Origin of the sequence: Flavobacterium sp. (assembly GCF_003525665.1) — a bacterium.
Classification (GTDB): domain Bacteria; phylum Bacteroidota; class Bacteroidia; order Flavobacteriales; family Flavobacteriaceae; genus Flavobacterium.
Map to the genome: position 1 here is coordinate 1 of NZ_DQDX01000215.1, position 12,178 is coordinate 12,178.

At 32.9% G+C, this 12,178-nt stretch carries 11 protein-coding genes; 9 read left to right on the forward strand and 2 right to left on the reverse strand.

Going from position 1 to position 12,178, the window contains the following annotated elements; translation table 11 throughout:
• Nucleotides 1-69: 69 nt before the first annotated feature.
• The 3 genes from DIU01_RS14790 to DIU01_RS14800 are packed head-to-tail and all read left to right on the forward strand — an operon-like array spanning nt 70 to nt 1,007.
• Complete coding sequence (locus tag DIU01_RS14790; protein WP_290835787.1) at nt 70-399, forward strand: YtxH domain-containing protein; 330 nt, start codon at nt 70-72, stop codon at nt 397-399.
• Nucleotides 399-749: a hypothetical protein gene (locus DIU01_RS14795; RefSeq protein WP_035124481.1), complete on the forward strand. Its 351-nt coding sequence runs from the start codon at nt 399-401 to the stop codon at nt 747-749. The genes DIU01_RS14790 and DIU01_RS14795 overlap by 1 nt, the downstream gene beginning before the upstream one ends.
• A gap of 3 nt (nt 750-752) precedes the next feature.
• A complete protein-coding gene (locus DIU01_RS14800; protein WP_290835790.1) occupies nt 753-1,007 on the forward strand; it encodes a DUF6327 family protein in 255 nt (84 codons plus the stop codon).
• Nucleotides 1,008-1,035: 28 nt separating this feature from the next.
• Here the strand turns inward: DIU01_RS14800 and DIU01_RS14805 are convergent, their stop codons facing one another.
• Entirely contained in the window at nt 1,036-2,022 is a 987-nt protein-coding gene (locus DIU01_RS14805) for an SPFH domain-containing protein (RefSeq protein ID WP_290835792.1), read from the reverse strand.
• Nucleotides 2,023-2,096: 74 nt separating this feature from the next.
• On the opposite strand from DIU01_RS14805, the gene DIU01_RS14810 reads away from it, so the two are divergent.
• Nucleotides 2,097-2,753, forward strand: coding sequence for a PorT family protein (locus DIU01_RS14810; protein WP_290835794.1), 657 nt, complete (start codon nt 2,097-2,099; stop codon nt 2,751-2,753).
• Nucleotides 2,754-2,790: 37 nt separating this feature from the next.
• On the opposite strand, the gene gltX is transcribed toward DIU01_RS14810, so the two are convergent.
• The gene (gene gltX, locus DIU01_RS14815) at nt 2,791-4,296 is read right to left on the reverse strand and encodes a glutamate--tRNA ligase (protein ID WP_290835795.1); all 1,506 of its coding nucleotides are present in this window, start codon (nt 4,294-4,296) and stop codon (nt 2,791-2,793) included.
• Between the two features lie 149 nt (nt 4,297-4,445).
• On the opposite strand from gltX, the gene DIU01_RS14820 reads away from it, so the two are divergent.
• The 5 genes from DIU01_RS14820 to DIU01_RS14840 all read left to right on the forward strand — a co-directional run bounded on the left by DIU01_RS14820 (nt 4,446) and on the right by DIU01_RS14840 (nt 12,166).
• Nucleotides 4,446-7,841 carry a DUF4175 family protein gene (locus DIU01_RS14820; protein WP_290835797.1) on the forward strand — a complete coding sequence of 1,132 codons (3,396 nt, stop codon included), beginning with the start codon at nt 4,446-4,448 and terminating at the stop codon, nt 7,839-7,841.
• The gene (gene ybeY, locus DIU01_RS14825) at nt 7,834-8,253 is read left to right on the forward strand and encodes an rRNA maturation RNase YbeY (RefSeq protein ID WP_290835799.1); all 420 of its coding nucleotides are present in this window, start codon (nt 7,834-7,836) and stop codon (nt 8,251-8,253) included. The genes DIU01_RS14820 and ybeY overlap by 8 nt, the downstream gene beginning before the upstream one ends.
• A 251-nt stretch (nt 8,254-8,504) precedes the next feature.
• Entirely contained in the window at nt 8,505-10,373 is a 1,869-nt protein-coding gene (mnmG, locus tag DIU01_RS14830; protein ID WP_290835801.1) for a tRNA uridine-5-carboxymethylaminomethyl(34) synthesis enzyme MnmG, read from the forward strand.
• 129 nt (nt 10,374-10,502) lie between these two features.
• Entirely contained in the window at nt 10,503-11,354 is an 852-nt protein-coding gene (locus DIU01_RS14835) for a class I SAM-dependent methyltransferase (RefSeq protein WP_290835803.1), read from the forward strand.
• Between the two features lie 236 nt (nt 11,355-11,590).
• Nucleotides 11,591-12,166: an OmpH family outer membrane protein gene (locus tag DIU01_RS14840; RefSeq protein ID WP_290835805.1), complete on the forward strand. Its 576-nt coding sequence runs from the start codon at nt 11,591-11,593 to the stop codon at nt 12,164-12,166.
• Nucleotides 12,167-12,178: the final 12 nt, after the last annotated feature.

Genomic DNA, 12,178 nt, shown 5'->3' on the forward strand with positions numbered 1-12,178 from the left:
CCTTTAACTGCTTATTAACACTAAAAAAGAAATATTTTTTGTAATTTTAAAATAATTAAATCAAAAGTTATGTCAAGCAAAAATGGAAATGGCGCATTAGCACTTTTAGTTGGTGCAGCAATTGGAGTTGGAGTAGGAATTTTATTTGCTCCAGATAAAGGTGAAAAAACTAGAGAAAAACTCAAAGACGGTTTTGATGATTTAAAAGATCAAGCCAAAGATAAATGGAGTTCGATAGAAGAAGAGGCGAAAGACAAGTTTTCTAAATCGAAAGCAGATTTTAAAGAAACGGTAGAAGACTTACTTTCTAATTCGAGTTATAAAGCCGAAGAAGCGATTTCGTTTCTTGAAGAAAAATTGGCCGAATTAAAAAAACAAAACGCTAAACTTCAAAAATAATGGCATTTGAAGATTTAAAAGAACACACAGATGCAGTTCAAGAAAATGCTAAAGCTTATCTAGATAGCAGCATTGCTTACTATAAACTTTGGGGTTTTAAAGTGGCAATGAAGTCTACTACTTTGATGCTTAAGTTTTTACTTATTACCATTTGTCTTTCTATTGTGTTGCTTTTTGTATCGATTGCTGGAGCATTTGCATTGGGTAATCTATTCGATAGTTATCCATTAGGATTTCTTGCCGTGGCCGGAATTTATTTAGTTCTAGCCTTACTTTTATTTTTAGTAAAAGATAAAATAGTAGAAGGACCAATTTTAGAAAAATTCTCAGAAATATTTTTTAACGACTAATTTATGGAAACAAAAAAATATTCATCTTACGCAGAAATTGAGCAAGATTTAGAAATTCTAAAATTAGAAAAGGAAATCTATTACCAAAAAATGCTTTTAAGTATTGATAAAACCAAGGACAGCATTCTTCCATCAAAGTCGATTTCATTGATTGGAAACTTGTATCAAAAAGTATTTTCTGGAACGTATGGAACGATTTTAAAGCTAGTTATTCCGTATGTTTTCAATTGGTATATAAACAGAAAAAGAGGCGATTAGGCCTCTTTTTTTTGTTATAAAATTAAATTTATACTTCGTCTGTTGGATTACTTGTATCTGATGGATTAAAATCTGCTGATGTGTGATCATTTTTTGCCTTCACACGTTTTGGCTGATTTTTCATTGTTTCACCAATTTGGTTACTTGCAGAAAAACTCGCCACCATATTATTCAACATATCGCTTCCAGCTTGTGGTGAATTTGGTAATAAAATCAAATTCGAATTAGTATCTGCACCAATCGCTTGCAACGTATCATAATGTTGTGTAACTACAATTAACGCCGAAGCTTCTTGAGAGTTAATTCCAACCGAATTCAATACTTCAACACTTTCTACCAATCCACGTGCAATTTCTCTACGTTGATCTGCAATACCTTGACCTTGAAGTTTTTTACTTTCTGCTTCAGCTTTTGCTTTAGCAACAATTCTAATTCTTTGTGCTTCAGATTCAAATTCTGCAGCCGTTTTTTCTCTATCGGCAGCGTTGATTCTATTCATCGCATTTTTCACTTGAATGTCTGGATCGATATCAGTAACCAAAGTATTGATAATATCATAACCATAAGTCGTCATTGCTTCGTTCAATTCACGTTTTACCGCAATTGCAATATCATCTTTTCTAACAAAAACGTCATCCAAAATTAATTTAGGAACTTCAGCACGAACTACGTCAAATACATAAGCCGTAATTTGATCATGCGGATATTCTAATTTATAAAACGCTTCATATACTTTATCCTGAATCACTTTAAACTGAACCGAAACTTTCATTTTGATAAACACGTTATCTTTAGTTTTCGTTTCAATTAATACATCAAGTTGTTGAATACGTAGATTTACTCTTCCTGCAACTCGATCAATGATAGGAATTTTAAGTTGTAAACCAGAGTTTCTAATACTTGTAAATTTACCAAATCGCTCAATTACAACAGCTGTTTGTTGCTTCACAGTGAAGAATGAAGAAAACAAAATAATCAGTGCAAAGACAGCTAAAACAATTAAAAAAACATCCATTATATAATATTTAGTTTGTTAATACAGTAATTATACGAGAATAACTTATGTTTGTTACAAATTAATTTTTAATAATGATGAAATATTTTTTAGCAGTAGTTTTTTTTGTTTTTACAAGTTCAATTTTTGCCCAACATGGTAATAGAGATGGAAATAGAATTGGTATTTCTGGCGGAATTTCACAATCTACTTTATTTACATCCAATTTCGATTCTAAGCCAGGAATAGGTTTTGCAGGCGGATTTTCTGTAAGAGGAAATTACTACAATGATTTTAGTATGATTTTCGGAATGCAATTTTTCTACAATACTTTTTCACTTGAAACAACTTCTGTTTCTTTGGCTAAAAAAGATACCGAGTTCAGTGTTTCTGGAGCGCAAGTTCGATTATTACTCAGTTATAATATCGTGAAAGATCACGTTTCTTTAGACTTCGGACCAGTTTTACAAGTAAACGGAAAAATGAGTGTGCAAGAAGCAGACGAAACCAACATCATCAACGGAACACTCTTACAAGCAAAGCAAATTGAAGACATAACAAAAATAAACGGAAACTTGTATTTTGGAGTTTCAGCTGGAAATAGATTAGTAAGAGCAGTTGTTTTTTATCAATATGGAGTGAACAACATCTTAAACAATTTAAACAAAGAAAATAGTTTAAAAACGTTAAACGGAGGCGATTTTAAAGGAAACCACGGAACGGTAAGCGCTCAAGTGTTGTTTAATCTATAAAATAAAAAGTCCCGAATCAATCGGGACTTTTCTTTTTCTATAAACTAGCAATCGCTTTTTCCAATCGCTTGATGGTTTCTTCTTTTCCAATCAATTCTACAATATCAAAAAGATGCGGACCTTTTAAAGCACCAACCAAACTCAATCGGAAAGGTTGCATCACTTTACCCATTCCAATTTCGTTTTTCATCATCCAATCTTTTACAATTGTTTCTATGTTTAATGAAGTAAATTCACCCACATTTTCTAAAACAGAAATCAATTGTTGCATTAAATTTGGCGTTTCTTCTTTCCAATTCTTCGCAGCTTTTTCATCATAAGAAGTTGGAGCAACAAAGAAATAATCGGCTAATTCCCAGAAATCGGATACGAAATTAGCGCGTTCTTTTATCGAAGAAACTATTCTTACTAAAGTTGTATAATCTACATCAATTCCTTTTTCATAAACAATAGGAGCAAAGGCTTTCGCCAAATCTTCATCACTTTGTTTTTGTAAATACTGATGATTGAACCATTTATTTTTCTCTGGATCAAATTTTGCTCCAGCTTTGTGAACTCTATTCAAATCAAATTTTTCTGCCAATTCTTCTAACGAAAATAATTCTTGATCTGTTCCGTCATTCCAGCCCAGTAAAGCTAAAAAGTTTACAACAGCTTCTGGAAAAAATCCGTTTTCTCTGTAGCCTGATGAAATTCCTTCTTCGGTTTTCCATTCTAAAGGAAAAACAGGAAATCCCATTTTATCACCATCACGTTTCGATAACTTTCCATTTCCAATTGGCTTCAAAATCAATGGTAAATGAGCAAATTCTGGTGCATCCCAACCAAAACTTCTGTATAGCAAAACGTGTAATGGCATTGATGGCAACCATTCTTCACCACGAATCACATGCGAAGTTTCCATTAAATGGTCATCAACAATATTCGCCAAATGATAGGTTGGCATTCCGTCTGATTTAAATAAAACTTTATCGTCTAATAAATTGGTTTCAAATTTTATATCGCCACGAATGATATCTTTTAAATGCAACGTTTCATCAATCGGAGTTTTAAATCGGATAACAAAATGCTCGCCTGCAGCAATTCTTTTATCGGTTTCTTCCTTTGAAATTACTAACGAAGTATCCAATTTTTCACGATTACTCCAATTGTAAATGAATGTTTTTCCTTCTGCTTCATATTCTTTTCTCAAGCTATCCAAAGCTTCTGGTGTATCAAATGCATAATAAGCATTTCCATAAGTAATCAATTGATCAGCATATTGTTTGTACAAATCTTTCCTTTCAGATTGACGGTAAGGTCCAAATTTTTCGTTCTTTCCAACCGTTTCACTCGGAGCAATTCCTAACCAATTCAGTGCTTCCATGATGTATTCTTCGGCACCAGGAACAAATCTATTTTGATCGGTATCTTCAATTCTCAAATAGAAAACGCCTCCATGTTTTTTAGCAAATAAATAATTAAATAAGGCAGTACGAACGCCGCCAATATGTAAAGGTCCAGTTGGACTTGGTGCAAAACGCACACGAACTTGTTTAGACATTTTTTTTGTATAAAGTTGATTCAATGTGCAAAGATACAATTTGCTATTGAAATTGTTATTGCCATTGCTTTTGTCTTTAGTAAAGATTTAACTTTTATCGTAAGTATAAATTTGTATTTTTATCGGTTATAAACAAATGATTAACAATTTTGGAGAATCAAAACATAATTTACAGTAAACTTGAACAGTTTATTAAGAAGTTTTACACCAACGAATTACTACGTGGAACCATTTTCTTTGTAGGATTGGGATTGCTGTATTTTCTTTTTACACTTTTTGTAGAATATTTCCTTTGGTTAAAACCAACAGCAAGAACCGTTTTATTTTGGACATTCATCGCCGTGGAACTTTTCTTGTTGCTACGATTTATTTTGTTTCCGATTTTTAAATTGTTCAAACTCCAAAAAGGAATCAATTTTGACGATGCTTCAAAAATTATTGGAAGTCATTTTAGTGAAGTAGGCGACAAGCTTACTAATTTTCTTCAGCTTTCTAATGATCAAAATAAATCAGAATTACTTCTTGCTTCGATAGATCAAAAAGCAAATACATTGCAACCAATACCTTTTGGAAACGCGATAAATTTTGGAAACAATAAAAGATATTTGCCTCTAGCGATTATTCCTATTTTGTTCTTTTTGTTTTTTATGATATCAGGGCAAAGCGATATTATTTCTCAAAGTTTTAATCGTGTAGTGAATTACAAAGATCAATTTTTGCCACCAGCGCCATTTGAATTCCAAGTTTTAAATTCGAATTTACAAACCGAACAAAACAAAGATTTTCTTTTAAAAGTGAAAACTGTTGGAAAAATCGTTCCAGAAAATGCAATGATTTTTATTGGTGACGAAAGTTATTTTATGGAAAGTAATAAAGCTGGTGAATTTCAATTTGTAATTCCGAAGCCAAAGGAAAATATTGAATTTCATATTGAAGCTAACGAAGTTTCTTCGAATGATTTTGAATTGGCCGTAATTACAGTTCCATCAATTGCTAATTTCGAAATGATTTTGAATTTCCCAGGATATTTGAATAAAAAATCAGAAATAGTAAAAGGAACAGGAAACGCAGTTATTCCAGAAGGAACAAGAATCACTTGGAAAATGAATACGCTTGCAACTCAAAAGGTGGATTGGGTGAACGATGCAGCAAAATATTCCTTCTCAAAACAAGACAATCAGTTTTTATTAACTAAAAATATCAGTCAAAACACAGATTATCAAATTCTTACTTCAAATAATAAAGTTCAGAATTACGAAAAACTAAACTATCAGATCTCTGTTATCAAAGATCAATATCCAACAATCTCTGTAGGAAATGCTCCAGACAGTTTAAAGATTTCTAAAAACTATGTTTTAGGTCAAGTTTCAGACGATTACGGACTTTCTAAGCTTCAAATTGTGTATTATCCTAAAGACAATCCTAATAATGCTAAACGTGGAACAATTAACGTAAAAAGAGATATTTACGACCAATTCGTATTTGCTTTCCCAAGTAATTTGCCAATTCAAGTTGGAGTTTCGTATGATTATTATTTTGAAGTTTTTGATAACGATGCGTTACACAATTACAAAAGCACCAAATCATCTGTGTTTTCTCATCGTGAATCAACCGATGTAGAAAAGGAAGATCAAATGATGATGCAACAAAACGACAACATTAATTCATTAGAAAAATCTTTAAAAACTCAAGAAAAGCAATTCAACGAAATGGAGAAATTGCAAAAAATGGGTAAGGAAAAAGACAACCTAGAATTTAAGGAACAACAAAAAGTAAATGATTTTATTAATCGTCAAAAAAAGCAAGACGAAATGATGAAAGAATTTGCAGAGAAAATGAAAGACAATTTAGAGAAGTTCAAGACCGATAAAAAAGATGAAGTCAAAGAACTTTTAAAAGAACGTCTAGAAAAAGTAGATAAAGAATTCGAAAAAAATAAAAAGCTTTTAGACGAGTTGAAAGAACTGAATGATAAAATTCAGAAAGAAGAATTGTTCGAAAAAATGGATAAGTTAAAACAGCAAGGTAAAAATCAAACCAAAAGTTTGGAACAACTTGTTGAACTTACTAAGAAATATTATGTAGAAAAAAAGGCCGAACAAATTGCTAATAAACTAGAGAAACTTTCAGAAAAGCAAGATAAATTATCTGAAAACGAAAAAGAAAATAATACAGAAAAGCAAGAAGAAATCAATAAGGAATTTGATGAGATCCAAAAAGAATTGAACGATTTAAAGAAAGACAATGAAGAATTAAAATCACCTGTTGATTTACCAGAAACCGCTCCAAAAGAAAAAAGTATTGACGAAGATTTGAAGAAAGCTTCAGATGAATTAAAGAAACAATCTAAAGCTGGAGCAAAACCAAAACAGAAAAGCGCTTCCAAAAAAATGAAGCAAATGAGTCAGGAAATGCAAGAAAGCATGGAAGCCGGTGAGCAAGAGCAAATGGAAGAAGATATTGCGATGTTGCGTCAAATTCTTGATAATCTTTTGGCGTATTCATTTTCTCAAGAAGACGTGATGAAACAGTTTAAAGGTTTAAAACGCGGTTCGCCTTCGTTCAATAAAAATCTAAAAATTCAGCAAAATCTAAAGCAACAATTCAAGCATGTTGATGATAGTCTTTTTGCTATGTCATTACGTAATCCAAAAATCGCTGAAGACGTAACGCGTGAAGTTGGAAATGTACAATACAACGTAGACAAAGCTCTTGAAACTTTAGCAGACGCCAATGTTTCTAAAGGAACTTCACACCAACAATTCGCTACAAGTTCTGCTAACAAATTGGCCGACATGTTAGAAGTCACACTTAACAACATGCAAATGGCTATGGCAATGTCGATGCCAGGCGCAGGAAAAGGAAAACCATCGCCTGGGCAAGGTTCGGGAATGCAACTTCCAGATATTATTAAAAAGCAAGAAGGTCTTGGCGACAAAATGAAGAAGGGAATGAAACCTGGAGAAAAACCGGGTGAAGGAAGTAGTGGACAAGGTGGAGAAAAAGAAGGCGGAAAAGAAGGACAAAAACAAGGCAAGGACGGAAAAGGAAAAGACGGTAAAAGCGGACAAGGTTCTGGAGGAAACGGAAGTTCTAAAGGAAATGAAAAAGGCGAGAATGGCGAAGATGGTGAAGGCGATGCAGAGAAGATTATGGAAATTTACAAAGAGCAACAACAACTTCGTGAAGCTTTACAAAACGAATTGAATAAACAAGGCATGGGCGGACAAGGGCAAAATGCACTAGATCAAATGAAACAAATTGAGAAGCAATTACTCAACAAAGGTTTCAATAACGACGTGCTGCAAAAGATGCTAAATCTAAAGTACGAAATGCTAAAACTAGACAAAGCGATTCAACAACAAGGTCAAGAAAAGAAGCGTCAAGCCGAAACCAATAAGAAGGATTTCATCAATTCAACTAACGCTTTGCCAACGCGTCTTCAAGAATATTTGAATAGTGTAGAAATTTTAAACAGACAAACGCTACCTTTGCACCAAAATTTCAACCAAAAGGTTCAAGAATATTTCAAGAAAAATGATTAGTTTTAATTACGAAACCGATTTTGAATTGCCCAACGAAGACCAATTATCCAATTGGCTTTCGCAAGTAATTTTATCAGAAAATAAAAAAGAAGGTGACATCAATTACATCTTTTGTGACGATGAATATCTTCTTAATTTAAACGAACAATATCTAGATCACGACACATTAACCGACATTATTTCGTTTGATTACACTGTAGGAAACGAATTACACGGTGATATTTTCATTTCTATAGAACGAGTTCGTGAAAACGCTCAAGATTTCAACGTAACATTCGACGAAGAATTAAAACGTGTTCTTGCGCATGGCATTCTGCATTACTGCGGATTCAAAGATAAATCTGAAGAAGACGAACAATTAATGCGCCAAAAGGAAGACGAAAAAATCAAGATGTTTCACGTGGAACATTAAGTTTTTTTTGGAGCGAATGGCTTGGTAATTTTCGGTAATGGCAATTCCTGCTTTCCGTTGCAAGTCCCGATAAAAAATCGGGAGCTTTCCACTACAAATGAAATTCATCGAACACCAATGAAAATCATTAACAAGGTGAGATAATCAGGGCTAGTAGATAATCTTGGTTGAATTTTTGCAAACGTTCCACGTGGAACAAAAGATATTAAAATCAAATATTGGATATCTAATATCTAAAATCTAAAATTAAAATGTTTAACACATACGATGTAATAGTAGTTGGAGCAGGACACGCAGGTTGCGAAGCAGCAGCTTCTGCGGCAAATCTAGGTTCTAAAACTTTATTGGTAACAATGAGCTTGCAGAACATAGCACAAATGTCATGCAATCCAGCAATGGGCGGAATAGCCAAAGGACAAATTGTCCGTGAGATTGATGCGCTTGGCGGTTATTCGGGAATTGTTTCCGATAAAACCGCCATTCAATTCAAAATGCTCAACAAGTCAAAAGGTCCAGCAATGTGGTCGCCAAGAGTTCAGTCAGACAGAATGCGTTTCGCAGAAGAATGGCGATTGATGTTAGAACGAACACCAAACCTAGATTTCTACCAAGAAATGGTTTCAGGTTTAATAATCAATAACGGAAAAGTAGAAGGAATTAGAACTTCACTTGGAATTGAAATTAAAGCGAAATCGGTTGTATTAACTAATGGAACTTTCCTTAACGGATTAATTCATATTGGCGACAAACAATTTGGCGGAGGAAGAGCAGGCGAAAGCGCTGCATACGGAATTACAGAAGATCTAGTAAAAGCAGGTTTCGAATCGGGAAGAATGAAAACAGGAACGCCACCACGAGTTGATGGACGTTCGTTAGATTATTCTAAAATGATTGAAGAACCAGGCGATATTCGTCCAGATAAATTTTCTTATTCAGACGAAACAAAACCTTTATCTCATCAAAAATTGTGTCATATGACTTATACGTCGTTGCATGTTCACGATATTTTAAGAGAAGGATTTGATCGTTCTCCAATGTTCAACGGAAGAATTAAGTCACTCGGACCAAGATATTGTCCATCAATTGAAGATAAAATTAATCGTTTTGCAGACAAGGAAAGACATCAATTGTTTATTGAACCAGAAGGTTGGGATACATGCGAAGTATATGTAAACGGATTTTCAACATCGCTTCCAGAAGACATTCAATTTAAAGCATTGAGTTCGGTTGCAGGATTTGAAAAAGTGAAATTCTTTCGTCCAGGTTATGCAATAGAATACGATTATTTTCCTCCAACGCAATTAAAACATACACTAGAAACTAAATTAGTTGAAGGTTTATATTTCGCCGGACAAATAAACGGAACAACAGGTTATGAAGAAGCAGCTTCTCAAGGATTAATGGCCGGAATAAATGCGCATTTAAAAGTTCACGAAAAAGAACCATTAATTCTAAAAAGAGACGAAGCGTATATTGGTGTTTTAATTGATGATTTAATCACAAAAGGAACAGAAGAACCATACAGAATGTTTACTTCTCGTGCAGAATACAGAACCTTATTGCGTCAAGATAATGCCGATTTTAGATTAACACCAAAAGGTTTTGATATTGGTTTAGCTTCAGAAAAACGTCTTCGTAGAATGGAAGAAAAATTTGAAGCCAGCGAAAAAATGGTGAATTTCTTTAAAGAAACAAGTTTAACAATGGCAGAGGCAAATCCTGTTTTAGAAGAAAAGGGAAGTTCAGCAATTGTTCAATCCGATAAAATGTTTAAGATTTTTTCTCGTCCGCAATTAGAATTAGACGATTTCATGAAGTTTGATAAAGTAAAAGAGTATGCAGAAACAAATAATCTTGATAGAGAAATTCTAGAGCAAGCAGAAATTCAGGTAAAATATTCTGGTTACATTGACAAAGAAAGAAACAACGCTGAAAAACTAACTCGTTTAGAAAACTTTAAAATTCCAGTAGATTTTGATTACGAACAAATAAAATCAATGTCGATAGAAGCAAAGCAAAAGCTTTCTAAAATTAGACCAGTAACCATTTCACAAGCATCAAGAATAAGCGGAGTTTCACCAAGCGACGTTTCGGTTTTATTAATTCACCTTGGACGTTAGATATCCAATATTTAAAATCTAATATCTAATATTAGTTTTGTTCCACGTGAAACTTACTTTGCCAACACCTATAAATAAAGAGATTTCTGTTCAATTTTAAAATAATTGTTTCAGAAGAAATAAAATAAAATGGATATTAAAAACACGAAACCTTTTTTAAAAGTAAAAGATTATTCGGTTTCTCAAGAAACTTTTGAGTTGCTTTATGATGAAGATTTAGATATGCTAATTACATATCCGCAACCTTCTTTAGATAAATTACCAAGTTACTACGAAAGCGTAGATTACATTTCGCACACCGACGGAAACAAATCGTTGTTCGAAAAAATGTATCAGTTTGTAAAATCAATCGCTTTAAAAAACAAATTAAAATTAATTAATTCGCAATCGCCCAAAGGTAGAATTCTAGATATTGGAGCAGGAGTTGGTGATTTTTTATCGGTTTGTAAAAATGACGGATGGCAAACTATAGGAATCGAACCTAGTGATAAAGCAAAAAATATCGCAAAATCTAAAGGCGTTTCTTTTGTAGAAAATTTATCCGAACTAGAAAATTATTCGTTTGACATTATCACAATGTGGCATGTTCTTGAACACGTTCCAAATCTAGAAGAACAAATTACAGAATTGAAAAGATTGATCAAACCAAATGGAACAATCATTATAGCGGTTCCCAATTTTAAATCATTTGATGCAAAACATTACGGACAATTCTGGGCAGCATTTGATGTTCCAATTCACTTGTGGCATTTTTCTAAAACAGCAATTCAAAAATTATTTGCTAAAGAAAAATTAGAATTGACAAAAGAGCTTCCAATGAAATTTGATAGTTTTTATGTGTCACTTTTATCTGAAAAATATAAAACTGGTAAAATGAATTTCATCAAAGCATTTTTCATCGGATTGAAGTCAAATTTAAAAGCAGCACGAAATTCTGAATATTCTTCGCATATTTACGTCATAAAAAACGCTAAAAATTAAAATAAAAGCGAATTTTCAATCAAAATCAGCCAAAACGCAGTAGAAGTTGTCCAAAATGAGAACGTTTCTTAAATCGCATTTATTGAAGTCGGTTTTAATAGAGATAACTTATATCGAATTTTAACTCAATAACAAACGCTTATACCATTAAAAAATGGTCAATTTTATAACTTTTTATCATTTCAAATTAAAATTTTATACTTTTGGCAAAATAATAAATAGAAACCTAAAACAGAATGAAAAAAATAATCGCAGCACTTGCACTTTCAGCAGCATTAATTTCTTGTAATCAATCAGGAACTTCAACAGCATTAAAAACAGCTTACATCGACACTTCTAAATTGATGGAAGAAAGTACAGAAGCAAAAGACATTGAAGCTAAATACAAAGCGAAAGCTGAAGAAATGGGTGCAGAATTAAAAGCCGAAGCAGCAAAATTTGAAGCAGAAGCAGCTAGTTTCAAGAAAAATGCAATGGCAAATGGTCAAGCTTGGGCACAACAAAAAGGTGCAGAATTACAACAAAGAGAGCAACAATTGCAATATGCGCAACAAGGTATGATGCAACAATTGCAAGGTGAAAGCGGAACAGAAATGGATTCGTTAGTAAAAAAATACAAAAAAATGTTTAAAGATTTCGGTAAAGAAAAAGGATACGATTATCTTCTTGGAACTGGCGAAGCTGCAACAGTTTTGTATGCAAAAGACAGTTATGACGTTACTAAGGATGTTATCAAATTAGTAAATGATAAATACAAATCTGAAGGTAAAAAAGAAGAAAAACCAGCAGTAAAAGCGGAAGAAAAGAAATAAATTTTTAAAACT

Bases quoted from the DNA above. Each gene is read 5' to 3' on its own strand.
- ybeY (WP_290835799.1), top strand. From the start codon at position 7,834: ATGATTAGTTTTAATTACGAAACCGATTTTGAATTGCCCAACGAAGAC.
- DIU01_RS14810 (WP_290835794.1), top strand. From the start codon at position 2,097: ATGATGAAATATTTTTTAGCAGTAGTTTTTTTTGTTTTTACAAGTTCA.
- DIU01_RS14840 (WP_290835805.1), top strand. From the start codon at position 11,591: ATGAAAAAAATAATCGCAGCACTTGCACTTTCAGCAGCATTAATTTCT.
- DIU01_RS14790 (WP_290835787.1), top strand. From the start codon at position 70: ATGTCAAGCAAAAATGGAAATGGCGCATTAGCACTTTTAGTTGGTGCA.
- DIU01_RS14805 (WP_290835792.1), bottom strand. From the start codon at position 2,022: ATGGATGTTTTTTTAATTGTTTTAGCTGTCTTTGCACTGATTATTTTG.
- DIU01_RS14795 (WP_035124481.1), top strand. From the start codon at position 399: ATGGCATTTGAAGATTTAAAAGAACACACAGATGCAGTTCAAGAAAAT.
- DIU01_RS14800 (WP_290835790.1), top strand. From the start codon at position 753: ATGGAAACAAAAAAATATTCATCTTACGCAGAAATTGAGCAAGATTTA.
- DIU01_RS14835 (WP_290835803.1), top strand. From the start codon at position 10,503: ATGGATATTAAAAACACGAAACCTTTTTTAAAAGTAAAAGATTATTCG.
- mnmG (WP_290835801.1), top strand. From the start codon at position 8,505: ATGTTTAACACATACGATGTAATAGTAGTTGGAGCAGGACACGCAGGT.
- gltX (WP_290835795.1), bottom strand. From the start codon at position 4,296: ATGTCTAAACAAGTTCGTGTGCGTTTTGCACCAAGTCCAACTGGACCT.